Source organism: Kitasatospora sp. NPDC057936 (assembly GCF_042887525.1).
Lineage (GTDB): Bacteria > Actinomycetota > Actinomycetes > Streptomycetales > Streptomycetaceae > Kitasatospora.
Window position 1 is genome coordinate 1 of record NZ_JBHVPD010000129.1, and the last position, 24,996, is coordinate 24,996.

Here is a 24,996-nt window from a genome sequence, read left to right on the forward strand (position 1 = left end):
GTCGATCGACTGCCCGCCCCCGGCGGCTCTTCGCGTTCCCCGCGTCCCTCAGGACTCCTGGTCCCGCCCCTTGCGGGTGAACACCCGCCGCACCGGTCGGGTGACGGCGTCGGACACCCGGCCGACCCTGCCGCCGACCGTCACCCGGGCGGCCAGGACGGCGTCGGAGATCCGCCACCACAGCTGCGCCGACGACGGCGGCAGCAGCACCGCCCGCGTCCGCTCGCGCCGGCCCGCGGTGGCCAGCAGGCCCTCCCGGGCGGTGCGGACGTCGGCCGCGAGCGGCGCGGTGACGTGGGCGGAGCGGGCGTAGAGCACCCGCTCGGTGGCCAGCGCCAGGCGCCCGGCGGCGGCCGCCGCGTCCTCGCCCAGTTCGGCCCGCTCGGAGATCCGTCGGGCGGCGGCGCGCGGGGTGCGCGACTCGTCCGGCGGGATGCCGAGGTCCCAGGCGGAGTCGACCAGCTCGTCCCAGGCGGCCAGGACCTGCTCGTCGGTGAGCTCGGCCGGGCCGTCCCCGCCGGGGCGGCGGCGCCCGCCGCCGATCCGGCGCTGGCGCACCGCGGCGCGCCAGAACATCGGGACGAGCAGCAGCGCGATCAGCGCGACCACCACCGCGAGGGTGCCGAGCACCTGCGCGGAGAGCAGCCAGGAGTCCTGGCCGGTGTCGCCGACGGCGGTGTTCTTCTTGCCGCACTCGCCCATCTGACGCAGCTTGGCGTCGCAGTCCTTGCTGTTGGACGGCGCCGGCGCGGGCGCGTCGCTGGTGGCGGCGGCGGTCGGCTGCTGGCTCGGGGCGGTGGTCGCGGTGGCGGCCTGCTCGTTGTAGCGGGGCTGCACGCCGCGGCTGGGGGTGGGCTCGAAGCGCATCCAGCCGTAGCCGCCGAAGTACAGCTCGGGCCAGGCGTGGTACATCCGGCCGGTCACCGAGTAGGTGTTGGCGCTCTGGGCGTCGCCGGGGGTGAAGCCGACGGCGACGCGGGCGGGGATCTTCAGGGTGCGGGCCATCGCCGCCATGGTGGAGGCGAAGTGGACGCAGAAGCCGCGCTTGTCGCGCAGGAAGGTGACGATGGCGTCCGTGCCGGTGCCGCTGCTGACGCTGGTGTCGTAGCGGAACTCCGGTCCGGTGAACCAGGCGGCGAGGGCGACGGCCTTGTCGTAGTTGGTCGTCTGCTTGGCGGTGACCTGCCGGGCCAGCTGCGAGACCTCCGTGGGCAGGTTCGTCGGCAGCGCCGTGTAGTGCTCCCGGATGTCCTGGGGCGCGCTCGGCGCGTCGCGCAGGTCGTTGGCGGTGGGCCGGACGTCCAGCGAGGTGACCTGGTAGTGCAGGCCCTTGATCGACTTGTCGTTGGTGGGCATCACGGTGCGGGTCAGCTGGTCGAGCTTCCACTCGCCGCGGTTGGGCAGCTGGACCGAGAGCGCCGGGTACGGCATCGGCAGCCAGCTCTTCTCCAGCGCGTTGCTGACCTGGAAGTCGCCCTTCATCTGCGGGAGGTTGGGGTCCTGGAGACCCTCCGGCGGGGGAAGGGCCGCGCCCAGGTCGGCGACGGTGGTGGAGCCGAGCTTCCAGTTGGTGCCGTCGAACACGTCCAGCGAACCGGTGCGCAGGTAGGTCTGGTCGGCGATGTCGCTGTCCAGGGTGTAGCGCAGCAGTTCGGTGTTGGTGGGCCGGGTGATCTCGGCCTGCAGGCTGACCAGCGGGTCGAGGCTGGTGACCGCGCCGGCCGAACCCCCGGTGCCGCTGCCGCCGGAGCCGGAGTGCAGCAGGCCGGAGTCCCAGTGCGGCAGGAAGACGGGCAGCAGCATGGCGACGGCCAGGGCCAGGATGCCGACCTGCTGGCCGCCGAGGCCGACCGCGCCGGAGCTCTCGGTGCCGCGCGAGGTGCCGCGGAAGATCCGGCCCCAGCGGGAGACGCGGTCCTGGCCCTCGGCGAAGAGGAGCAGCAGGTAGCCGGCCGCGGCGAGGCCGAACCAGATCCAGCTGCCGTGGTCGCCGGCCAGGCCGTTGCCGACCGAGTACAGCGCGAGCAGCGGCAGCCCGGCCAGCGCCGAGCGCCGGTACGTCACCGCGACGGTGTCGACGATCAGCGCGATCAGGCCGACCGAGCCGACCAGGATCAGCCGCAGGCCCGCGTTGGGCGGTGCGGGGATGGCGTACTGCTGGATGTCGTCCAGGCCGGAGCCGAACACCCGGTCCAGGGAGCTCGGCGAGTCCGGCCCCGGAATCAGGCCGCCCCACACGGAGCCGGATTCGGCGAAGCCGATCAGCAGCAGGAGGACCAGCGCGACCAGCTGCCCGAGCGGCACCGTCCAGCGGAACAGCGGGGTGCGGCGCAGGCCCGCGCCGACGGCGGCGAGCACCGCGATCACCAGGAAGGCGTGGGTGATCCAGCTCTTGGTGGTGAGCAGCGGGGTCAGGCAGAGCGAGGCGAGGGCGGTGGCCAGCGCCGAGTAGACGGTCAGTTTGGCCCGGGTGGTCACGCGCCGGCCTCTTCTCGGTAGGGGGCGGTGGTCTTCGCGCCCTCGGCGGCCCGCCACAGGTCGGGGAGCGAGTCCCCGGCGCGCACCGGCAGGACCGTCCAGCCGGCCTCGCGCAGCTGGCGCACCCGGGCGCGGAACTCGTCGCCGCCGGTCTCGGGGGCGAGCATCCGCAGGCCGGTCCACGTGCCGGTGTCGAGGAGGAAGGCGATGGCGCCGCCGGTGCGCCCGCGCAGCCGGGCCAGCCGTGCGGCCTGGGACTCGTCCAGCTCGCCGAGGACGGCGACCAGCAGGCCCTCGCCGCCGGCGCGCAGCGGCTCCTCGGCGCGGGAGAGCCCGCCGCCGTCGGACAGGTCGGCGACCGCGAGCGCGTCCAGGATCAGCCCGGAGGACTCGGCCGCCGCGTTGGTGCCGCCGGTGCCGGGGCCGGGGACCCACTGGCCGGTGTCGGTGAGCAGCCTGGTCTGGTAGCCGCGCTCCAGCAGGTGGACGGAGACGGACGCGGCGCAGCTGACCGCCCACTCGAAGGAGGAGGCGGGGCCGCTGCCCCGGTGGGCGATCTCGCGGGTGTCCAGCAGCACGGTGGCGCGGGCGCGCTGCGGCTGCTCCTCGCGGCGGACCATCAGTTCGCCGTAGCGGGCGGTGGACTTCCAGTGCACGCGGCGCAGGTCGTCGCCGGGCCGGTACTCGCGCAGGATCACGTCGTCGTCGCCGGCCAGCGCGAGGGTGCGGGCGTGGCTCTCGCCCTGCCCGAGCCACTCGCCGCTCAGCCGCACGTGCGCCAGCGCCTGGACCTGGGGGACGACGGTGAGCACGTCGGACGCGGTGAACGAACGGTTCACCTCGCACATCCCGAACGGGTCGGACAGCCGCAGCTGGAGCGGGCCGAGCTCGTAGCGGCCGCGCAGGTCGGAACGGACCCGGTAGGAGACCTCCCGGTTGCCGCGCGGCTCGACCCGGTCCAGCACGAAGCGCGGGCGCGGCCCGAGCACGTACGGGACCTTGTCCTCCAGGAGCAGCAGCCCGGTGGGCACCCGGGAGATGTTGTCGACCCGCAGGTGGACCCGGGCCTCCTGGCCGGCGATCGCCCGGTGCGGGCTGAGCCGGCGCCCGCTGGCCACCCGGTAGCGGGTGTTGGCCAGCACCAGGGCGGCGGCCAGCGGGAGCGCGGCGAGCAGCACACCGACCCGCAGCAGCGCGTCCTGGTCGAGCAGGTAGGCGCAGACCATGGCGGTGAGCCCGGCGGCGAGGAAGGAGCGGCCCCGGGTGGTGAGGCCGCGCAGGCCGGCCCGCAGGCCCGACGGTGCGTCGGACGGCGACACCTCAGACCCTCCGGCCGGCCGGGCCGCCCTGCGGACGCGGCAGCGGCAGCCGGGCGACGAGGTCGGCCACGATCTGCTCGGAGGTGCGGCGGCTGAGCTGGGTCTCGGCGGTCGGCATCAGGCGGTGCGCGAGGACCGGGACGGCGAGGCGCTGGATGTCGTCCGGGGTGACGTAGTCGCGCCCGTCCAGCGCGGCGGCCGCGCGGGCGGCCCGGACCAGGTGCAGGGTGGCGCGCGGCGAGGCGCCCAGGCGCAGCTCGTGGCTGGTGCGGGTGGCGCCGACCAGGTCGACGGCGTAGCGGCGGACCGGGTCGGCGATGTGCACGGTGCGCACCAGGTCGATGAGCTTGAGGATGTCGGCGGCGTGCGCGACCGGCTGGAGGTCGGCCAGCGGGCTGGCGCCGGCGTGCACGTCGAGCATCGCGAACTCGGCCTCGGGGCTGGGGTAGCCGATCGAGATGCGGGCCATGAAACGGTCCCGCTGGGCCTCCGGGAGGGGATAGGTGCCCTCCATCTCGACCGGGTTCTGGGTGGCGACGACCATGAACGGCGACGGCAGCTCGTAGCTGGTCCCGTCGATGGTGACCTGGCGCTCCTCCATCGACTCCAGCAGCGCGGACTGGGTCTTGGGCGAGGCGCGGTTGATCTCGTCGCCGACCACGATCTGGGCGAAGATCGCGCCCGGGCGGAACTCGAAGTCGCGCTGGTGCTGGTCGTAGATGTTGGTGCCGGTGACGTCCGAGGGCAGCAGGTCGGGCGTGAACTGGATGCGCCGCACGGTGCAGTCGACCGAGCGGGCGAGCGCCTTGGCCAGCATGGTCTTGCCGACGCCGGGCACGTCCTCCAGCAGCAGGTGGCCCTCGGCGAGCAGGACGGTCAGGGCGATCCGGACGGCCTCCGGCTTGCCCTCGATCACGCTCTCGATGTTGGCGCGGACCCGGTCCACGACGGCGGCGAGCTCGGGCAGGCCGACCCGGTGGTAACCGTCCGCCTCCTGGGCGCCCCCCGAAGAACCGCCGACACCGGCCTGATCGCTGTAGCTCGTCACCCGTTACGCTCCCTGGCACACCGTGCCCGCCTCACCCCGAGGCCGGCCCCCACCCCATGCTTGACGCGGCCGTACCAGGGGCGGTTCCGTGCGGGATCCGGCGCCGGGACAGCGGCCTGCGGCCCGGCCGCCCCAGGTGGTTCGAGGTCAACCGGCAGGCGCATTCTCCCCTGCCGGGGGCGCGGAAGTCACCCTGTCGCCGTGACTCGCCCGCTCGCCTCCGGGCGCTCGGGTCCGACGCCGACGGTCGTCGCTTCCTCGCTCCTCCCTTTCGGCGTCGGCGCTTCCTTCGGCTCGGGGCGGGTGACCGGGGGCGGGGCGTCGGGCCGTCAGTGGATCTCGCGCAGGAGACCCGTGTGGACGTCGAAGACGAAGCCGCGGACGTCGTCGGTGTGCAGCAGGAACGGAGAGGTGCGGACGCGCTGCATGGACTGGCGGACGTCGCCGTCCAGGTCGACGAAGGCCTCGACCGCCCACTGCGGGCGCTGGCCGACCTCCAGTTCCAGCTCGCGGCGGAAGTCCTCGGTGAGCCCCAGCAGGCCGCAGCCGGTGTGGTGGATCAGCGCGATCGAGCGGGTGCCGAGGGCGCGCTGGCTGATCGTGAGGGAGCGGATGGTGTCGTCGGTGACGACGCCGCCCGCGTTGCGGATGACGTGGGCGTCGCCCAGTTCGAGGCCGAGCGCCGCGAACAGGTCGAGGCGGGCGTCCATGCAGGCGACGACGGCGATCTTCTGCACCGGGCGGGCGTCCATGCCGCCGTCGTGGAAGGTGACCGCGTACTCGCGGTTGGAGGCCACGAAGCGGTCGATGATGGCCGGGGTCTCGGGGTCGGCAGCGGCGGTCGGCGTGGGCCGGTCGGGGGTCACTGTCATAGGGGCGACGTTAGTGCGATTCGGGGGGCCGCGGTGGGGTGGAGAGCTACAGAACGCGGCGCTGTGACCGAGCGCATAGCCACAACGGACGGGTTTGTCCGGCCTGGTCCCGAAGCGCGCGACCCGGGGCGCGCGACCGGGCGCCGCGGCCGCCCCGCTCGCCCCGGCCCGACCGCCGGGACGGCCGCGACCTGCGGTGATCCGTACCGCCGCCCGGGTGGTGCGCCGGAGCGGGCCATTGACTGGTGGGGCCCGCGCGATAGAGTTGCGGCGCAGTGGAGCACACCCCCCCGGGGCCCGTCAACCGGGCCTTCCAGGCCGGTGCTCCGGCCCGACCCGGCCCGTGGCCTCCACCCGCTCCGTGTCCTCCTGGCGCACCTTCCCCGGCGCCCGGCGGTCATGTCCTTCCCCTCGAGCGGGCGGGGACCACGGGCCGTGTCGTGCCCGCTCCCGGCGGTGGGCGAGAATGGTCGCAGCTCCCGGACGTCGGGCTGCTCCGCACCGAGGAAGGGCGCCGCCGCGCATGACCACCAACGAGCCGGGACCCAAGCACGTCCCCGTCATGCTGCAGCGGTGCATGGACGCGCTGGCCCCGGCGATCTCCCGGCCCGGCGCCGTGGTGGTGGACGCCACCCTCGGCCTCGGCGGGCACAGCGAGGCGCTGCTCACCCAGTTCCCCGAGGTCCGGCTGGTCGCGGTGGACCGCGACCCGGCCGCGCTCAAGCTCTCCGGCGAGCGCCTCGCCCCGTTCGGCGACCGGGCCACCCTGGTGCACGCCGTCTACGACGAGATCCCCGAGGTGCTGGAGCGCCTGGGCATCGACCGGATCGACGGCGTCCTGTTCGACCTGGGCGTCTCCTCGATGCAGCTGGACGAGGCGGACCGCGGCTTCGCGTACGCCCAGGACGCCCCGCTGGACATGCGGATGGACCAGACCCGGGGGATCAGCGCGGCCGAGGTGCTCAACACCTACAGCCACGGCGAGCTGGCCCGGATCCTGAAGTTCTACGGCGAGGAGCGGTTCGCCGGGAAGATCGCCTCGGTGATCCTCCGGGAGCGCGAGAAGGAACCGTTCAGCAACAGCGCGCGTCTGGTCGAGTTGGTGCGCAACGCCATTCCGGCGGCCACCCGGCGCACCGGCGGGAATCCCGCGAAGCGGACCTTCCAGGCCCTGCGGATCGAGGTGAACGGCGAACTGGAGGTGCTGGACCGGGCCATTCCGGGAGCGCTGGACGCCCTCGCGATCGGTGGACGGATCGTCGTGATGTCCTACCAGTCGCTGGAGGACCGCCTGGTGAAGCAGTACTTCGCGGCCGGAGCGACCAGCACGGCGCCGCCGGGACTGCCGTTCGTCCCCGAGGAGCACCAGCCCTGGCTGAAGCTGATCACCCGCGGTGCCGAGCTGGCCACCGAGGAGGAGATCGAGGAGAACCGGCGCGCCGCGCCCGTGCGGCTGCGGGTGGCGGAGAGGATCAGGGACCGGAAGAAGCGGGGCTGAGCGGGTCCCGGGGCGGTCCGAAGGGCGGAGGAGAGCAGTGGGGCCGGTGGCCGGTGGGGTCCGGGCGGGGAGCGGAGCACTCCCGGGGCAGGGCAGGGCGCGGATCACGGTCCGGCCGGGGCGGCGCCCCGTGCGGGGACGCACGCCCTTCGCCGTCCTGGTGGTGGTCCTGCTGGCGGCGGGGCTGCTCGGGCTGCTGGCGCTGAACACGGCGCTCAACGAGGGCTCCTTCGAGCTGTCCCGGCTGCAGCGGCAGACCACCACGGCGACCGACGAACAGCAGAGCCTCCAGCACCAGATCGACCAGAACTCCGCGCCGGACGCGCTGGCCCGGCGGGCCGCCGAGCTGGGCATGATCCCGGCCGGCGGGATGGCGTTCCTGGACCTGGGCAACGGCGGCAAGGTGCTCGGCAAGCCCGGCCCGGCGCAGGACAGCCCGCCGGTGAAGCGGTCGACGGCCGAGCCGTGGCCGACCAAGCAGCAGCCGGCGCCGAGCTCCCAGCCGAGCGCCCCGGCGCCGACGGCGACCGCGGGCGACTCCGTCGTCCAGATCAACCCGGGCGCCCCGGCGCCCTCGCCGACGGGGGGTGCGGCCCGATGAGCGGGTGGAGCACGCGGGACACCGGAACCGAGAGCGGCGAGGCGGGCGCATGAGCAAGCGCAGCGAGCTCGTCATCGACACGTGCGGGTGGGCGGATGCCCCTGCCGAGAGCAGCGAGGCGGGCGTATGAGCACTCCGCGACAGCCGTCCGCCGGGGGCTCCGGCAACCCGCGCCGTCCGGCGGCGCCCAAGGGCGCGGCCCCGCGCGGGCAGGCGGCGAAGAAGGCCCAGCCCGCCAAGCCGCAGCCCGCCAAACCGCAGCCGGCCCGGCCGAAGCAGCCCGCCAAGGGCCAGCCCGCGAAGGCCGCCGCCGCCCGGACGCCGAGGGCCCCGCAGCAGCGCCGCCCCGAGGGCCGGCCGCCGGCCAGGTCCCAGGCGGCGGCCCGGCCGCGCCCCAAGTCCCGTCCGCCGCAGCGCCCCAAGACGCTCAAGCTGGCCGAGCCCAAGCGCCGGCTGCGGGTGATCACCGTCGTGCTGTCGCTGGTGTTCTCCGTCTTCGCGGGCCGGCTCGTCCAGCTGCAGCTGCTGGACGCCGACGCGCTGGCCGCCGACGCCAACACCAACCGCTACCTCAACGTCCCGATCACCGCCGAGCGCGGCTCGATAACGTCCTCCGACGGCGTGGCCCTGGCGGCCACCGTCGACGCGTACGACATCACCGCCGACCCGGCGATGTTCACCCCGGAGGCCACCGGCGTCCCGGACGCCCCCGAGCAGGCGGCGGCGCTGCTGTCGCCGATCATCGGCGTGCCCAAGGAGAAGATCGCCGCCGACCTGCACACCCCCAAGAGCCGCTACAAGCGGCTCGCCGCCCGGCAGACCCCGGGCGCCAAGAGCCAGATCAGCGAGCTCAAGGCGAACCTGGAGAAGCAGGCCGGTTCGCGTGCCTGCCAGGCCCAGAAGCGGCAGCTCGGCAAGCCCGCCGAGCAGGGCGGGCGCACCCGGGTCGACAACGAGTGCGCCAACCCGCTGGCCGGCGTGTTCAACCAGGAGACCCAGAAGCGGGTCTACCCCTCCGACGGCCTGGCGGCCAACCTGGTCGGCTTCGTCAACGGCGAGGGGCAGGGCGCGGGCGGCCTGGAGCTGCAGTACCAGAAGCTGCTGGCCGGCAAGGACGGCCACAACAGCTACGCCCAGGCGGCCGGCCGGCTGGTGCCCACCGCCGGGGGCTCGCTGGAGGCCGCCGTGCCCGGCAACGACGTCAAGCTGACCATCAACCGGGACATCCAGTGGGCCGCCCAGCGGGCGATCACCGACCAGGTGGCCAACTCCGGCGCTGAGAAGGGCTACGTCGTCGTCCAGGACGTGAAGACCGGCCAGGTCCTCGCGATGGCCACCGCGCCCGGCTTCAACCCGAACGACCTGAGCCTCGCCAAGCAGTCCCAGATGGGCAATCCCGCCCTGGTCGACGCGTACGAGCCGGGCAGCACTGCGAAGCTGATGAGCCTGGCCGCCGTCCTGGACTCCGGCAAGGCCAGCTGGGACACCAAGGTCACCGTGCCCGGCAACCTGGTCCGGGCCGGACAGCAGTTCAAGGATGACGTCCCGCACGGCGACTGGTACCTGACCCTGGCCGGGGTGCTCGCCAAGTCCTCCAACATCGGCACCATCGAGGCGATCGAGACCCTCGGCGACGGCGACCAGCTGAAGGCCAACCAGGTGCTGGACGGCTACATGCGCAAGTTCGGCGTGGCCCAGCCGACCGGCCTGAACTTCCCCGGCGAGACGGCCGGCAAGCTCAAGAAGCCGGAGGACCTGGTCGCCTCGGAGAAGTACAACATCTCCTTCGGCCAGGGCCCGCTGCAGATGAACGCGCTGCAGGCCACGTCGGTGTACTCGACCATCGCCAACGGCGGCGTCCGGGTGGCGCCCAGCATCGTCCAGGGCATCACCAGCCCGGACGGCAAGTACACCCCGACCGCGCCGGGCGAGCAGACCCGGGTGGTGAGCGACCAGACCGCCAAGACCCTCACCCAGATGCTGGAGTCCGTCGTCGACGACGAGCAGGGCACCGGCGGCAAGGCCGCCATCCCCGGCTACCGCGTCGCCGGCAAGACCGGCACCGCCAACCGCGGCGCGGCCAACGGCGTCGGCTACGACGGCTACACCGCCTCCTTCATCGGCTTCGCCCCGGCGGAGGCCCCCCGGGTGACCGTCTCCTGTACCCTCCAGGGCCCGGTCAACGGCCACTTCGGCGGCCAGCTGTGCGGCCCGGTGTTCAAGCAGGTGATGGAGTTCACCCTCAAGACCCTCCAGGTCCCGCCGAGCAACAGCGAGGCACCCAACCTGCCCGTCGACTGGAAGCCGTGAACGAGCATGAGCAACGAGCTGGCCGGGCCGGCCGGCGGCGCGGCGCAGGGCCGGTTTGGCCCTGGGCACCCTTCGGCGGATAGCCTTCCCGCCGTGCCGAAACCCGATCAAATCACCGTGAGTCCGCCCCGCCCGGCCGAGGCCGCCGCCCTGCCGCTCGCCGAGCTGGCCGGCCGGCTGGGCCTGCCGCCCGTCGAAGGCGGTGCCGTCACCGGCGTCACCCACGACTCCCGCGCGGTGCGCCCGGGCGACGTGTACGTGGCCTTCCCCGGCGCCAACCACCACGGCGCGGCCTTCGCGGCCAAGGCCGCGGACGCCGGCGCGGTGGCCGTGCTCACCGACCCGGCGGGCGCCGAGCTGGCCGCCCCCACCGGCCTGCCGCTGCTGGTCGTCGACCGGCCGCGGGCCCGGATGGGCGAGCTGGCCGCGATCGTCTACGGGCACCCGTCCGAGCGGCTGCTGATGCTCGGCCTGACCGGCACCAACGGCAAGACCACCACCTCCTACCTGGTCGAGGGCGGCCTGCGCGGCGCCGGCCGCAGCCCCGGGGTGATCGGCACCGTCGAGATGCGGGTCGGCACCGAGCGGATCAAGAGCGAGCGGACCACCCCCGAGGCCACCGACCTGCACGCGATCCTCGGCGTGATGGCCGAGCGCGGCGCCGACGCGGTGACCATGGAGGTCTCCAGCCACGCCCTCGTCTTCGGCCGCACCGACGGGGTGACGTACGACGTCGCCCTGTTCAACAACCTCACGCCGGAGCACCTCGACTTCCACCCGGACATGGAGGACTACTTCCAGGCGAAGGCCCGGCTCTTCCAGCCCGGCAAGTCCCGCCGCGGAGTGGTCAACGTCGACGACGAGTACGGCCGCCGGCTGGCCGCCGAGGCGAAGATCCCGGTGGCCACCTTCTCCGCCGCCGGCGACCCCGGCGCCGACTGGCGCGCGGTCGACGTCCAGCTCGGCCCGGTCGGCTCCACCTTCCGGGTGCTCAGCCCCGACGGCGCCGAGGCCGACGCCTCCGTGCCGCTGCCCGGCCCGTTCAACGTGGCCAACGCGCTCGCCGCGATCACCGTCCTGGTCTCCGCCGGACTGCCGCTGGACCGGGCCGTCGCGGGCGTCGCCGCCGTACCCGGCGTGCCGGGCCGGCTGGAGCGGGTGGACGCCGGACAGCCGTTCGTCGCCGTCGTCGACTACGCGCACAAGCCGGACGCCCTGCGCGCCGTCCTCGCCTCGCTGCGCGAGGTCACCAAGGGCCGGCTGCACGTCGTCGTCGGCTGCGGTGGCGACCGCGACCCGCACAAGCGCGGCCCGATGGGCGACATCGCCGCCCGGCTCGCCGACACCGCCCTGCTGACCAGCGACAACCCGCGCAGCGAGGACCCGCTGGCGATCCTCGCCAGCATGCTCGGCGGCGCCGCCGCGGTCCCCGAGGCCGAACGCGGCGACGTCCTGGTCGTCCCCGACCGGGCCGAGGCGATTCGCCTCGCGGTGGCCCGCGCGCACGCCGGCGACACCGTGCTGGTGGCCGGCAAGGGCCACGAACTTGGCCAGTACGTACGAGACGAGATCCGCCCCTTCGACGACCGGGAGGTGCTGCGGGAATCCATCACGCAGACCACGGCCGCCCGGGGCGACCGAGGAGTAGAGCAGCAGTGATCGCACTGACCCTCGCCGAGGTGGCCGCAGCCGTCGGAGGCACCCTGGACGGCGCCGACCCCGCCACCCCGGTGACCGGCCCGGTCGAGGTCGACTCCCGGAAGGTGCTGCCCGGCGGGCTGTTCGCGGCCTTCGTCGGCGAGCACGTGGACGGCCACGACTACGCGGCCACCGCGGTCGGGGCCGGCGCCGTCGCGGTGCTGGCCTCCCGGCCGGTCGGCGTGCCCGCCGTCCTGGTCGACAGCGTCGTGGACGCCCTCGGCAAGCTGGCCCGCGCCGTCGTGGCCCGCGCCGAGGCCACCACCGTGGTCGCACTGACCGGCTCGGCGGGCAAGACCAGCACCAAGGACCTGATCGCCCAGCTGCTCCAGCGCCTCGGCGACACCGTCTACCCGCCCGGCTCGCTCAACAACGAGATCGGGCACCCGATGACCGCGCTGCGGGTCGAGCCCGGCACCCGGCACCTGGTCATGGAGATGGGCGCCCGGCACAAGGGCGACATCGAGTACCTCACCTCCATCACCCCGCCCCGGATCGGCCTGGTGCTGAACGTCGGCACCGCGCACGTCGGCGAGTTCGGCTCGCAGGAGAAGATCGCCGAGGCCAAGGGCGAGCTGGTCGAGGCGCTGCCCGCGGACGGCGCCGCGATCCTCAACGCCGACGACCGGCTGGTCCGCGCGATGGCGGCCAGGACCAAGGCCAGGGTCGTCCTGTTCGGCGAGTCCCCGGACGCCCACGTCCGGGCGACCGACGTTCGCCTGGACGCCACCGGACGGCCATCGTTCACGCTCACCACCCCGGCCGGTTCCGCGCCCGTACAGCTGCGCCTGTACGGTGAGCACCACGTCTCGAACGCCCTCGCCGCCGCCGCGGTGGCGGTGGAGCTCGGGATGTCCGTCGACGACGCCGCGGCAGCCCTGGGCGAGGCGGGTGCGCTGTCCCGCTGGCGCATGGAGGTCGTCGACCGGGCCGATGGTGTCACCGTCGTCAACGACGCCTACAACGCGAACCCCGACTCGATGAGGGCCGCGCTGCGGGCGCTGGTCTCGATGGGGGGCCGCGGCCCGGAGCGCCGCCGCACCTGGGCGGTGCTCGGCGAGATGCGGGAGCTCGGCGAGGACAGCCTGGCCGAGCACGACGCCATCGGGCGGCTCGCGGTGCGGCTGGACGTCACCAAGCTGGTGGCGGTCGGCGGACGCGAGGCGGCCTGCATGGAACTGGGCGCGAGGAACGAAGGTTCGTGGGGTGAGGAGTCGGTGCTGGTGTCCGACGCGGACGCGGCGGTCGAACTGCTGCGCAGTCAGCTTCGGCCGGGGGATGTGGTCCTGGTGAAGGCGTCCCGTTCGGTGGGGCTGGAGAAGGTGGCCGAGGCCCTCCTCGCGGACGGTGCGGCCGAGTGATGAAGCAGATCCTCTTCTCCGGCATGATCGGCCTGGTCCTGTCGCTGCTCGGCACCCCGGCGCTGATCAAGCTGCTCGCCAAGCACGGCTACGGCCAGTACATCCGCGACGACGGCCCGAAGGCGCACCACAGCAAGAAGGGCACGCCCACCATGGGCGGCATCGCCTTCATCCTGGCGACGCTCATCGCCTACTTCGCGACCAAGGCGATAACGGGCGAGAGCCCGACCGTCTCCGGGCTGCTGGTGCTCTTCCTGACCGCGGGCCTCGGCCTGGTCGGCTTCCTGGACGACTACATCAAGGTCGTCAAGCGCCGCTCGCTCGGTCTGCGGGCCAAGGCCAAGCTGGCCGGCCAGTCGATCGTCGGCCTCGGCTTCGCGGTCCTGGCGATGCAGTTCCAGGACGACCGCGGGCTCACCCCGGCGTCCCAGAGCCTGTCCTTCGTCCGGGACTTCAAGTGGGCGGTCGGCCCGGTCCTGTTCGTCATCTTCGCGTACTTCATGATCGCGGCGATGTCCAACGGCGTGAACCTGACGGACGGCCTGGACGGCCTCGCCACCGGCGCGTCGGTCATGGTCTTCGGCGCCTACACCTTCATCGGCATCTGGGAGTACACCCAGAGCTGCGCCTACGCGATCACCGCGACCGCCAACTGCTACGACGTCCGCGACCCGCTGGACCTCGCCGTCGTCGCCTCCGCCCTGATGGGCTCCTGCTTCGGCTTCCTCTGGTGGAACACCTCGCCCGCCAAGATCTTCATGGGCGACACCGGCTCGCTCGCCCTCGGCGGCGCCCTCGCGGGCCTGGCCATCTGCTCGCGCACCGAGCTCCTGCTCGCGCTGCTCGGCGGCCTCTACGTGATCATCACCCTGTCGGTGATCATCCAGGTCGGCTCCTTCCGGATGACCGGCAAGCGCGTCTTCAAGATGGCACCGCTGCAGCACCACTTCGAACTCAAGGGCTGGACCGAAGTCCTGATCGTGGTCCGCTTCTGGATCATCCAGGGCCTCTGCGTCGCCGTCGGCCTCGGCCTCTTCTACGCGGGATGGGTGACCGGATGACCGAACCCCGATTCACCGGGACGCAGTGGAAGGCCCTGCCCGTCGTCGTCGCCGGGCTCGGCGTCTCGGGCATCAGCGCCGCGCGCGTCCTGCACGGCCTCGGCGCCCACGTCACCGTGGTCGACGGCGGCAGCGGCGAGGGCCTGAAGGCCCGCGCCGCCGAACTGGAGGCCCAGGGCATCACCGTGCGCCTCGGCGACGGCGCGAGCCTGCCCGAGGACACCCGGCTGGTCGTCACCTCGCCCGGCTGGCCGCCGAACAGCCCGCTGTTCGCCGCCGCCGACCTGGCCGGCGTCGAGGTCTGGGGCGACGTCGAGCTCGCCTGGCGGCTGCGCAGGCCGCTGCCCGCCACCGGCGAACCCGCCCCCTGGCTGGCCGTCACCGGCACCAACGGCAAGACCACCACCGTCCAGATGCTCGCCTCGATCCTCACCGCGGCCGGCAAGCGCACCGCCGCCGTCGGCAACGTCGGCGTCTCGGTGCTGGACGCGGTGCTCGCCGACGAGCCGTACGACGTCCTCGCGGTCGAGCTCTCCAGCTACCAGCTGCACTGGGCGCCCTCGCTGCGCCCGCACTCGGCGGCCGTGCTCAACCTGGCGCCCGACCACCTCGACTGGCACGGCTCGATGGAGGCGTACGCCGCCGACAAGGGCCGGATCTACGAGGGCAACGTCGTCGCCTGCGTGTACAACCTGGCCGACCCGGCCACCGAGGCGCTGGTCCGCGAGGCCGACGTCGAGGAGGGCTGCCGGGCGATCGGCTTCGGCCTCGGCGCCCCCGGCCCGTCGAACTTCGGCGTCGTGGACGGACTGCTGGTCGACCGCGCGTTCGTGCCCGACCGGGCCAAGAGCGCCGCCGAGCTGGGCTCCGTCGAGGACGTCAACCCGCCGGCCCCGCACAACATCGCCAACGCCCTCGCGGCGGCGGCGCTGGCGCGGGCCTACGGGGTCGAGCCGAAGGCCGTCCGGGAGGGCCTGCGGGCCTTCCGTCCGGACGCCCACCGGATCGCCGAGGTCGCCGTGGTCGACGGGGTCACGTACATCGACGACTCCAAGGCCACCAACACCCACGCCGCCGCGGCCTCGCTGGCCGCCTACCGGCCGATCGTCTGGATCGCCGGCGGCCTCGCCAAGGGCGCGACCTTCGACGACCTCGTCCAGGGCGCGGCCGAGCGGCTGCGGGCCGCCGTGCTCATCGGCGAGGACCGCGCGCTGATCCGGGAGGCGCTCGCCCGACACGCGCCGGATGTCCCGGTGATCGAGGCGGCCGAGGGCCAGACTGGCGCGGTGGCGATGACCGAGGTGGTCCGGACGGCCGCGTCGCTCGCCCAGCCGGGTGACACGGTGCTCCTGGCCCCGGCCTGCGCGTCGATGGACATGTTCACCAACTACGGCGAGCGCGGCGACCTCTTCGCCGCCTCCGTCCGGGAGCTGGCGGGCGGGTAGCCGGGCCCCGCGAGGGCGTCCGTACGAAGAGAGCGAGCGGGGAGTTGGCGGGGCAGGGCAGGGCGGATTCGGGCGTGCGGGAGCAGGCCGCGGCCGATCCGTGGCGCGTGATCTCCGCCACCACCACGAAGTACAAGTCGGCCGGTCCACTGGGCCGCCTGAGCGCCTTCCGCGCCCGGGTGCGGTACTGGCTGGACCGGCCGCTGACGCCCTACCTGCTGATCGTCGGCACCACGCTGCTGCTGGTCGTGCTCGGCCTCATGATGGTCTTCTCGGCCTCGCAGATCCTGGCCCTGAACCAGCACCACACCGCGCAGTACTACTTCCTCAAGCAGCTGATCGCGGCCATCCTCGGCCTCGTCCTGCTGGTCGGCATCGCGGCCGTCCCGGTGGCGGTGCTGCGGGTGGTCGTCTACCCGGTGATGTTCGGCGTGATCGGCGCGCTCGCGCTGGTCGCCGTGCCCGGCATCGGGGTGCGGATCAACGGCAACCAGAACTGGCTGGACTTCGGCTTCTTCCAGTTCCAGCCCTCCGAGTTCGCCAAGTTCGCGCTCGTCCTGTGGGGCGCCGACCTGCTCGCCCGCAAGCAGAAGGCCGGCACCCTCACCTCCTGGAAGCACCTGCTCGTGCCGCTCGTGCCGGGCGCCCTGCTGCTGCTCGCGCTGATCATGCTCGGCGGTGACATGGGCACCTCGATGATCCTGGTGGCCATGCTGTTCGCGCTGCTCTGGATGGTCGGCGCACCGCTGCGGCTGTTCGTGGCCACCCTCGGCGTGGCCGTCGTCGTCTGCACCGCCCTGGTGGTCACCGTCCCGCACCGGGCGGAACGCCTCGGCTGCATCGGGATCACCAAGCTCGACCCGGACGGTGCCTGCTTCCAGGCCCTGCACGGCGTCTACTCGTTCGCCCTCGGCGGCGGCTTCGGCACCGGCCTCGGCGCCGGCGTCGAGAAGTGGGGCCAGCTGCCCGAGGCGCACACCGACTTCATCTTCGCCGCGACCGGCGAGGAACTCGGTCTGGTGGGGACGCTGTCGGTGATCGGTCTCTTCGCGGCACTAGGCTACGCGGGTATCCGTGTGGCCATCGGTACGAAGGACCCCTTCGTCAGGTACGCCGCGGGAGCCGCCACCACGTGGATCATGGCCCAGGCCGTGATCAACCTGGGGTCGGCGCTGGGACTGCTGCCGATCGCGGGCGTCCCGCTCCCGCTGTTCTCCTACGGCGGTTCCGCCATGCTGTCGGCCATGTGCGCGATCGGAGTGCTGCTCTGCCTGGCACGCAGCACCTCCGGCGCGAAGGCGGCCCTGGCCGCCCGGAGCAAGAACTCCCGGATCAGGAGACGACTGGCCCGGGTGCTGCCACGACGACGAACCACAGCGCGCCCGGCCCCCGGGCCGGCACGCAGGGAGCGGTGAATTTCGGTGCATGTCGTACTCGCCGGCGGGGGGACCGCCGGTCACATCGAGCCGGCCATGGCCCTCGCGGACGCCCTCCGCAGGCACGACCCGTCCATCGGGATCACCGCCCTGGGCACCGAGAAGGGGCTGGAGACCCGGCTGGTGCCCGAGCGCGGCTACCAGCTGGAGCTCATCCCGGCCGTCCCGCTGCCCCGCAAGCCCACCCCCGAGCTGATCACCGTCCCGGGCCGGCTGCGCGGCACCGTCCGCGCCGCCCAGGAGATCATCGAGCGGGTCAACGCCGACGCCGTGGTCGGCTTCGGCGGCTACGTCGCCATGCCGGCCTACCTGGCGGCCAAGCGCGCCGGCGTGCCGATCGTGGTGCACGAGGCCAACGCCCGCCCGGGCCTGGCCAACAAGATCGGCGCCCGCTACACCGACTTCGTCGCCGTCTCCACCCCGGACAGCAAGCTGCGCGACTCCCGGTACATCGGCATCCCGCTGCGCCGCACGATCGCGACCCTGGACCGGAACACGGCCCGCCCGGAGGCCCGGCAGTACTTCGGCCTCGACCAGCGGCTGCCCACCCTGCTCGTCTCCGGCGGCTCCCAGGGCGCGCGCCGGCTCAACGAGACGGTCACCGCGATCGCCCCGCGCCTCCAGCAGTACGGGGTGCAGATCCTGCACGCCGTGGGGCCGAAGAACGAGCTGCCGCAGGTCAACGACATCCCCGGGATGCCGCCGTACCGCCCGGTGCCGTACGTCGACCGGATGGACCTCGCCTACGCCGCGGCCGACCTGATGCTCTGCCGGGCCGGGGCCATGACGGTGGCCGAGCTCGCGGCCGTCGGGCTGCCCGCCGCGTTCGTCCCGCTGCCGATCGGCAACGGCGAGCAGCGGCTGAACGCCCAGCCGATGGTCAAGGCGGGCGGCGGCCTGCTGGTGGACGACGCCGAGCTGACCCCGGACTGGGTGCTGCAGAACGTCCTGCCGGTCCTGACCGACCCGCAGAAGCTGTGGGACATGAGCCGGGCCGCGGCCGAGTTCGGCCGCCGGGACGCCGACGAACTGCTGGTCGGCATGGTCTACGAGGCCATCGAGGCCGCCCGCGGCGGCCGCCGCCGTGGTTGACGGCCGGCTCGCCGACCCCCTGGAGGAGGAGCTGGAGGCCGAGGAGCACGCTCCCCGGCTCCGGCTCTCCCGGCGGGGCTTCGTGGTGCTGGGCGTGCTCGGTGCCGCGGTGGTCGGCGTGCTGGCCTGGGTGGTCTTCTTCTCCTCGCTCCTGGACGTGCGGGACGTCGCCGTGCAGGGCGCCACCGACGACAAGCTGACGGCGGACCAGGTCCGCGCCGCGATCGGCGGGCTCGGCGACGGCCCGCTGGCCCGGGTGGACCTGGACGCCGCCCAGCGGCGGGTCGAGGCGATCCCGCGGGTGGCCGGGGCGGAGGTCTGGCGGGGCTGGCCGCACACGCTCCAGGTGAAGGTCACCCAGCGCAAGGCGGTGGCCGCCGTCAAGGGCGACGACGGTCAGTTCACCCAGGTGGACGCCGGCGGCGTGAGCTTCGCCACCGAGGCGGCCCCGCCCGCCGGGGTACCGGTGGTGGAACTGCGGCCCAGTCAGCAGGCGAAGGACGCGGACGGGGTGATCTCCCGTGCGCAGTTGGTGCAGGGAGCGGTGGCCGTGGCCGCCGGGCTGCCGTCCGACGTCGCCCAACGGGCCGGGGCGCTGCTCGTGCACTCGTACGACGACATCGAGCTGCAGCTCAACGGGGGTGCGACGGTGCGCTGGGGGAGTCCGGAGCAGAACGACCGGAAGGCCCGGGTCCTGGTGGCCCTGCTGGCTCAGAAGGGCACGAACTACGACGTGAGTGCGCCGGACGCGCCGGCGGTGTCCGGATGATCCGGTAGGTTCTGTTCCTGGGGGTGGGGTTGACGCTTCGGAGTGTCGGCCCGACCCTTGGTGGTCACCCCGGTTTCATATGCCGGCCGATGATCACATAGGCTCAAAAGAAAAAGGGAAGCTCGGCGTGTTCGTTGAAACGCGTGCCCGGAGCCACCTAGTGTCCTGTGTCACCAGACTGTGTCCCCTGGTGATGTGACGGAGGCACAGGACTAACCCTAAAGGTCAAGTTTAGGGTTGGGGTCGGCGGTCGGCATTTCGGACATTGCGTCAGAAACCAGGCTCCCTACCCATCGACATCCGTCGGTACGGCTCTCACCGGGCCTCGCCGACCCGGAAATTCGAGGCGAGAGGCCTTCGACGTGGCAGCACCGCAGAACTACCTCGCAGTCATCAAGGTCGTCGGTATCGGCGGCGGTGGTGTCAACGCCATCAACCGGATGATCGAGGTCGGTCTCAAGGGCGTCGAGTTCATCGCGATCAACACCGATGCGCAGGCCCTCCTCATGAGCGACGCCGACGTCAAGCTCGATGTGGGCCGTGAACTCACCCGGGGCCTCGGCGCCGGCGCCAACCCCGAGGTCGGCCGCAAGGCCGCCGAGGACCACCGCGAGGAGATCGAGGAGGTCCTCAAGGGGGCCGACATGGTCTTCGTGACCGCGGGCGAGGGCGGTGGCACGGGCACGGGCGGCGCGCCCGTCGTCGCCAACATCGCCCGCTCGCTCGGCGCGCTCACCATCGGCGTGGTCACCCGCCCCTTCACCTTCGAGGGCCGGCGGCGCGCGAACCAGGCCGAGGACGGCATCGCGAGCCTGCGCGAAGAGGTCGACACCCTCATCGTCATCCCCAACGACCGGCTGCTGTCCATCTCGGACCGCCAGGTCAGCGTGCTCGACGCGTTCCGCTCGGCCGACCAGGTCCTGCTCTCCGGCGTCCAGGGCATCACCGACCTGATCACCACCCCGGGCCTGATCAACCTCGACTTCGCCGACGTCAAGTCCGTCATGTCGGACGCCGGTTCGGCGCTCATGGGCATCGGCTCGGCCCGCGGCGAGGACCGCGCCAAGGCGGCGGCCGTGATGGCGATCTCCTCGCCGCTGCTGGAGGCCTCGATCGACGGCGCCCGCGGCGTGCTGCTCTCCATCTCCGGCGGCTCGGACCTCGGCCTGTTCGAGATCAACGAGTCGGCCCAGCTGGTCAGCGAGGCCGCACACCCCGAGGCCAACATCATCTTCGGTGCGGTCATCGACGACGCGCTCGGCGACGAGGTGCGGGTCACCGTCATCGCGGCCGGCTTCGACGGCGGGCAGCCGCCGGCGATCGTCCGCGACCCGGTCGTCAAGTCCACCCCCGCCGCCCCGGCCACGCCGCCGGCCGCCCCGGAGCGCCCGGCCTCCCGGCCGTCGTACGGGGGCATCGGCTCGGTGACGTCCCGCTCCGAGGGCGACTCGCCCGCGCCGTCCCGCTCGACCGAGACCCCGGCCACCGCGACCGCCGCCCCGGTGCCGCCGCAGGTGCAGCCGGCCCGCCAGCCGTTCGTGGAGAGCCCGGCCGAGGAGCTCGACGTGCCGGACTTCCTTAAGTGATCGATCACGCCGTACGCGATGGTGCTCACTTCGCCTTCACCGACAGGTGGGGCGGGGTGAGCACTTCGCCGTACGGGGAGCTGAACCTCGGCGGCGCGGTCGGGGACGACCCGGAGGCCGTCCGGGAGAACCGGGCGCTCGCCGCCCGCGGGGTGGGGCTGAACCCGGCCGACGTGGTCTGGATGAACCAGGTGCACGGCGCCGACGTGGCGGTGGTGACGGAGCGGCAGCCGGCCGGGGAGGCCCCGACGGTCGACGCGGTGGTCACCGACCGGCCGCTCGCGCTCGCGGTGCTGACCGCCGACTGCACGCCGGTGCTGCTGGCCGACCCGGTGGCGGGGGTCGTGGGCGCGGCCCACGCCGGACGCCCCGGCCTCGCGGCCGGGGTGGTGCCCGCGGTCGTCCGGGCGATGACGGAGCTGGGTGCCGAGCCCGGCCGGATCGTCGCCGCCACCGGTCCCGCGGTGTGCGGCCGCTGCTACGAGGTGCCCGCCGAACTGCGTGCCGAAGTCGCCGCGGTGGTGCCCGCCGCCTTCGCCGAGACGTCCTGGGGGACACCGGCCCTGGACGTGCCGGAAGGAGTGGTGGCCCAGCTGGCCGCCGCGGGGGTCACCGAGGTGGTGCGATCACCGGTCTGCACCCTCGAATCCGCCGATCACTACTCCTATCGCCGCGAGCAGCGCACGGGGCGGCTCGCGAGCTACGTCTGGTTGGGCTCTGATCACTGATGACGAACGACATCTACGGACCGTTCCCGGGCGGCGCGGATTTCGCGTCGGCACTGACGGAGGGCCAGCGGGCCCGCTACGAGGAACTCGGCACCAACCTCGACGTGGTCGAGCGCCGGATCGCCGACGCGTGTGCCGCGGCCGGGCGGGACCGTCGCGAGGTCACGCTGATCGTCGTCACCAAGACCTACCCCGCGGAGGACAGCGCACTGCTGGCCGGACTGGGTGTGACGGACGTCGCGGAGAACCGCGACCAGGACGCCGCGCCCAAGGCGGAGCAGTGCAGAAACCTTCCTCTTGACTGGCACTTCGTCGGACAGCTGCAGACGAACAAGGTCCGGTCGGTCGTGCGGTACGCGAACCACGTGCACTCGGTGGACCGCTTGCGGCTCGTGGAGTCGCTCTCCGCGGCGGTGCTCAAGTCGGAGCGGCCGGAGCTCGGCTGCCTGGTGCAGGTGGCGCTGGAGAAGGATGTGTCGAGCGGCGGTTCCGCCGCGCGGGAAGAGGGCGCGCACCGGGCCGGGGTCGCCCCGGCGGACGTCGCCGAACTGGCCGACGCCATCGCCGCCGCGCCCGGGCTGCGGCTGGACGGTGTGATGACGGTCGCTCCGCTCGCCGGCCCGCTCGCGGGGGACCCGGCCCGGGCCTTCGATCGGCTGGCGGAAATCGCAACCGCCGTACGGGCGGCCCATCCTGCTGCCACCATGGTTTCCGCAGGGATGAGCGGCGACCTTGAGCAGGCGATTGCCGCCGGAGCGACACACGTGCGCGTCGGAACGGCGGTACTCGGAGTGAGGTCACCCCTCAGGTAACGTCACCGAGTAAGTAGATCAGACTGCAGGACAAAATAGGACAGAAACTAGCAGCTTTTCAGCGCGCTAGTGAACCGTGGATCGCAGCTCCGCGGCCCCCGCCACTTATTCACGAAATCTGACCATCCGTCGATCTGACGGGCTGTCGCGGGCGGACCGTCGCGGAATCCGCAGGCAGGGCGACTGGCCCTGGCCGCCGAACCACCGAGCGGAGGAGACAGGAGCATGGCCGGCGCGATGCGCAAGATGGCGGTCTACCTCGGCCTCGTGGAGGACGAGACGTACGACGGCCAGGGGTACGACCCCGACGACGACTACGACGCGGACCCCGAGCCGATTCGAACGGGGGCGCGGACGGAGGACATTCCCCGGCCGGCCGCGGCGCCCGCCCCGGTCTCCTCGATCACCCCGCAGCCGGTGCCGGCCGCGGTCCCGATCCGGCAGGAGACCCCGAGGATGGCGCCAGTGTCGTCCATCACACCCGAACGCCGCCACAATCTGGAGAAGAGCGCCCCGGTGATCATGCCCAAGGTAGTGAACGAACGAGAGCCCTACCGCATCACCACGCTGCACCCGCGGACCTACAACGAGGCCCGTACCATCGGGGAACAGTTCCGCGGCGGCACCCCCGTGATCATGAATCTCACCGAGATGGACGACACCGATGCGAAGCGACTCGTAGACTTCGCCGCTGGACTCGTCTTCGGTCTGCACGGCAGTATCGAGCGCGTGACGCAGAAGGTGTTCCTGCTGTCTCCTGCTAACGTCGATGTCACGGCGGAGGACAAGGCTCGGATCGCCGAGGGTGGGTTCTTCAACCAGAGCTGACCCGGCCACGACTTTACGTGTGGATCTGATCAACAGTGGGTTAGCGACAGGCGACAGGCAGCGGGCCCCAGGGCCCGGGACCGGGGAGAGGGAAACGCGATGGAGATCGTGTGGGCGGTGGCCTATTACGCCCTGACCGTCTTCCTGGTGTTCCTGCTTGTGCGGCTGGTGATGGACTGGGTCTTCCAGTTCGCGCGTTCGTGGCGGCCCGGCAAGGCCATGGTCCTGGTCCTGGAGGCCACGTACACTGTCACGGATCCGCCGCTCAAGCTTCTTCGGCGGTTCATCCCGCCGTTGCGTCTCGGGGGCGTGGCGCTCGACCTGTCCTTCTTCGTACTGATGATCATTGTGTATGTCCTGATCTCGCTTGTGCGGCCCTAGTCGTAGGTGACCGATGCGACAGGATGCCGGTGTGCCGACGATCACGTTGAGGTGAAGAGATGCCATTGACCCCCGAGGACGTTCGGAACAAGCAGTTCACGACCGTCCGCCTGCGCGAAGGCTATGACGAGGACGAGGTCGATGCCTTCCTCGACGAGGTCGAGGCGGAGCTGACCCGCCTGCTCCGCGAGAACGAGGACCTGCGCGCCAAGCTGGCCGCCGCGACTCGCGCCGCCGCGCAGAACCAGGCCAACATGCGGAAGGAACCGCCGCAGGACTCCCGTCCCGGCGCGCCCGTTCCGGCCGCCATATCCGGCCCGCCGGTCCCCGGCCAGCAGGGTCCGGGCGGCCCGCAGCAGATGGGCCCCGGCGGTCCCCAGCAGATGGGCCCGGGCGGCCCGCAGCAGATGGGACCCGGCGGTCCGCAGCAGATGGGCCCGGGTGGTCCGCAGCAGCAGATGGGCAACCAGCCCCTCGGTCTGCCCTCGGGCGCCCCGCAGCTCCCGGCCGGCCCCGGCCAGCAGCAGATGAACCAGACCATGGGTGGCCAGCAGCAGCTGGTCCAGCCGATGGGCGGTCAGATGCTCCAGCCGATGGGCGGCCCCGGCGGCCCGCAGCCCATGGGCAACCCGATGGGCCAGGGCATGGGCCAGGGTCAGGGCATGGGCCAGGGGCAGGGCATGGGCCAGGGCATGGGTCAGGGCATGGGCCAGCAGCAGATGCAGCCGATGGGCGGCCCCATGGGCGGCCCGCAGCAGCAGATGGGCGGCCCGCTCGGCGGCCCGATGCAGCAGCAGGGTCCCGGTGGCGACAGCGCCGCGCGCGTCCTGGCGCTCGCTCAGCAGACCGCCGACCAGGCGATCTCCGAGGCCCGCTCCGAGGCCAACAAGATCGTCGGCGAGGCGCGCAGCCGGGCCGAGGGCCTGGAGCGCGACGCCCGTGCCAAGGCCGACGCCCTGGAGCGGGACGCGCAGGAGAAGCACCGCGTCGCGATGGGGTCGCTGGAGTCCGCGCGGGCCACGCTGGAGCGCAAGGTCGAGGACCTGCGGGCGTTCGAGCGCGAGTACCGCACCCGCCTGAAGTCGTACCTGGAGACCCAGCTCCGTCAGCTGGAGTCGCAGGCCGACGACTCGCTCGCCCCGCCGCGGATCCCCGCCACCGCGTCGCTGCCGCCGGCGGCCTCGTCGATGGCTCCGGCCGGTGCCGGTGCGATGACCTCCGGTGGGACGTCCTTCGGTGGGAACCAGCCGTCCTTCGGTGGCAGCACGCCGTCCTTCGGCGGGCAGAGCTCCTTCGGCGGCAACCCGCCGGCGCCGAGCTTCGGCGGTCCGTCGGCCGGTGGCAGCACCGGGGCGCCGCAGATGCAGCCGGCCGGGATGACCCAGCCGATGGCGGCGGTCCGTCCGCAGCCGCCGCAGCCGATGCAGCAGGCTCCGGCGCCGATGCGGGGCTTCCTGATCGACGAGGACGGCGACAACTGAGGTTGTAGCAGGGCCTTTGGGGGCGTCCCCTTTCTGACCTTTTGGGTTGGGGAGGGGGCGCTTCTTTGTGTGCGGGGGCGGGGGTTAAGGATGGGGGCCGCTGCGCGGGGCTTGGGGTGCGGGGTGGGCTTTCGGGTGGGTGGGGGGTGCCGGGGGTGGCTGCGGGGGTGGCCGCTCCGGGGGCTGGATGAT

Annotated in this window: 20 protein-coding genes; 16 read left to right on the top strand and 4 right to left on the bottom strand. The window is 72.9% G+C overall.

From position 1 onward, the window contains the following. Positions 1-48: 48 nt before the first annotated feature. From ACFVU9_RS41095 to ACFVU9_RS41110, 4 genes are all read right to left on the bottom strand, one after another. Positions 49-2,478: a transglutaminaseTgpA domain-containing protein gene (locus tag ACFVU9_RS41095; RefSeq protein WP_387602535.1), complete on the bottom strand. Its 2,430-nt coding sequence runs from the start codon at positions 2,476-2,478 to the stop codon at positions 49-51. Then, positions 2,475-3,797 (bottom strand): DUF58 domain-containing protein, encoded by a 1,323-nt coding sequence (locus tag ACFVU9_RS41100; RefSeq protein ID WP_387602538.1) that lies wholly within the window; start codon positions 3,795-3,797, stop codon positions 2,475-2,477. Before ACFVU9_RS41100 ends, ACFVU9_RS41095 begins: the two co-directional genes overlap by 4 nt. A gap of 1 nt (position 3,798) precedes the next feature. Next, a complete protein-coding gene (locus ACFVU9_RS41105) occupies positions 3,799-4,845 on the bottom strand; it encodes an AAA family ATPase (RefSeq protein WP_380446893.1) in 1,047 nt (348 codons plus the stop codon). A 329-nt stretch (positions 4,846-5,174) separates the two neighbouring features. Next, positions 5,175-5,717 carry a beta-class carbonic anhydrase gene (locus ACFVU9_RS41110; RefSeq protein ID WP_380446890.1) on the bottom strand — a complete coding sequence of 181 codons (543 nt, stop codon included), beginning with the start codon at positions 5,715-5,717 and terminating at the stop codon, positions 5,175-5,177. Positions 5,718-6,240: 523 nt separating this feature from the next. On the opposite strand from ACFVU9_RS41110, the gene rsmH reads away from it, so the two are divergent. From rsmH to ACFVU9_RS41190, 16 genes are all read left to right on the top strand, one after another. Beyond that, the gene (gene rsmH / locus ACFVU9_RS41115; protein WP_380446888.1) at positions 6,241-7,215 is read left to right on the top strand and encodes a 16S rRNA (cytosine(1402)-N(4))-methyltransferase RsmH; all 975 of its coding nucleotides are present in this window, start codon (positions 6,241-6,243) and stop codon (positions 7,213-7,215) included. Positions 7,216-7,345: 130 nt separating this feature from the next. Continuing rightward, entirely contained in the window at positions 7,346-7,816 is a 471-nt protein-coding gene (locus ACFVU9_RS41120) for a cell division protein FtsL (protein ID WP_387602543.1), read from the top strand. A 126-nt stretch (positions 7,817-7,942) separates the two neighbouring features. Continuing rightward, positions 7,943-10,126, top strand: a complete 2,184-nt coding sequence (locus tag ACFVU9_RS41125) for a penicillin-binding transpeptidase domain-containing protein (RefSeq protein WP_387602546.1) — start codon at positions 7,943-7,945, stop codon at positions 10,124-10,126. 93 nt (positions 10,127-10,219) lie between these two features. Continuing rightward, entirely contained in the window at positions 10,220-11,785 is a 1,566-nt protein-coding gene (locus tag ACFVU9_RS41130) for a UDP-N-acetylmuramoyl-L-alanyl-D-glutamate--2,6-diaminopimelate ligase (RefSeq protein WP_387602549.1), read from the top strand. Continuing rightward, on the top strand, positions 11,782-13,185 hold the full coding sequence (murF, locus tag ACFVU9_RS41135) for a UDP-N-acetylmuramoyl-tripeptide--D-alanyl-D-alanine ligase (protein WP_380446879.1): 1,404 nt from the start codon (positions 11,782-11,784) through the stop codon (positions 13,183-13,185). Before ACFVU9_RS41130 ends, murF begins: the two co-directional genes overlap by 4 nt. Continuing rightward, entirely contained in the window at positions 13,185-14,246 is a 1,062-nt protein-coding gene (gene mraY, locus ACFVU9_RS41140; RefSeq protein WP_329928346.1) for a phospho-N-acetylmuramoyl-pentapeptide-transferase, read from the top strand. Before murF ends, mraY begins: the two co-directional genes overlap by 1 nt. Beyond that, on the top strand, positions 14,243-15,691 hold the full coding sequence (gene murD / locus ACFVU9_RS41145) for a UDP-N-acetylmuramoyl-L-alanine--D-glutamate ligase (RefSeq protein ID WP_380446876.1): 1,449 nt from the start codon (positions 14,243-14,245) through the stop codon (positions 15,689-15,691). Before mraY ends, murD begins: the two co-directional genes overlap by 4 nt. Before the next feature lie 74 nt (positions 15,692-15,765). Continuing rightward, positions 15,766-17,106, top strand: coding sequence for a putative lipid II flippase FtsW (ftsW, locus tag ACFVU9_RS41150; protein WP_380446874.1), 1,341 nt, complete (start codon positions 15,766-15,768; stop codon positions 17,104-17,106). A 6-nt stretch (positions 17,107-17,112) separates the two neighbouring features. Beyond that, complete coding sequence (gene murG / locus ACFVU9_RS41155) at positions 17,113-18,219, top strand: undecaprenyldiphospho-muramoylpentapeptide beta-N-acetylglucosaminyltransferase (RefSeq protein WP_359974828.1); 1,107 nt, start codon at positions 17,113-17,115, stop codon at positions 18,217-18,219. After that, the gene (locus tag ACFVU9_RS41160) at positions 18,212-18,988 is read left to right on the top strand and encodes a cell division protein FtsQ/DivIB (protein ID WP_380446872.1); all 777 of its coding nucleotides are present in this window, start codon (positions 18,212-18,214) and stop codon (positions 18,986-18,988) included. The genes murG and ACFVU9_RS41160 overlap by 8 nt, the downstream gene beginning before the upstream one ends. A 362-nt stretch (positions 18,989-19,350) precedes the next feature. Then, the gene (gene ftsZ / locus ACFVU9_RS41165; RefSeq protein WP_380499177.1) at positions 19,351-20,574 is read left to right on the top strand and encodes a cell division protein FtsZ; all 1,224 of its coding nucleotides are present in this window, start codon (positions 19,351-19,353) and stop codon (positions 20,572-20,574) included. Beyond that, positions 20,571-21,302 carry a peptidoglycan editing factor PgeF gene (gene pgeF, locus ACFVU9_RS41170; protein ID WP_380446868.1) on the top strand — a complete coding sequence of 244 codons (732 nt, stop codon included), beginning with the start codon at positions 20,571-20,573 and terminating at the stop codon, positions 21,300-21,302. Before ftsZ ends, pgeF begins: the two co-directional genes overlap by 4 nt. Then, on the top strand, positions 21,302-22,114 hold the full coding sequence (locus ACFVU9_RS41175) for a YggS family pyridoxal phosphate-dependent enzyme (protein WP_387602555.1): 813 nt from the start codon (positions 21,302-21,304) through the stop codon (positions 22,112-22,114). Before pgeF ends, ACFVU9_RS41175 begins: the two co-directional genes overlap by 1 nt. A gap of 225 nt (positions 22,115-22,339) precedes the next feature. Beyond that, complete coding sequence (locus ACFVU9_RS41180) at positions 22,340-22,942, top strand: cell division protein SepF (RefSeq protein ID WP_153460377.1); 603 nt, start codon at positions 22,340-22,342, stop codon at positions 22,940-22,942. 99 nt (positions 22,943-23,041) lie between these two features. Next, positions 23,042-23,323, top strand: coding sequence for a YggT family protein (locus ACFVU9_RS41185; protein WP_329928339.1), 282 nt, complete (start codon positions 23,042-23,044; stop codon positions 23,321-23,323). A 59-nt stretch (positions 23,324-23,382) separates the two neighbouring features. Then, complete coding sequence (locus tag ACFVU9_RS41190) at positions 23,383-24,804, top strand: DivIVA domain-containing protein (RefSeq protein ID WP_387602560.1); 1,422 nt, start codon at positions 23,383-23,385, stop codon at positions 24,802-24,804. Positions 24,805-24,996 lie beyond the last annotated feature (192 nt).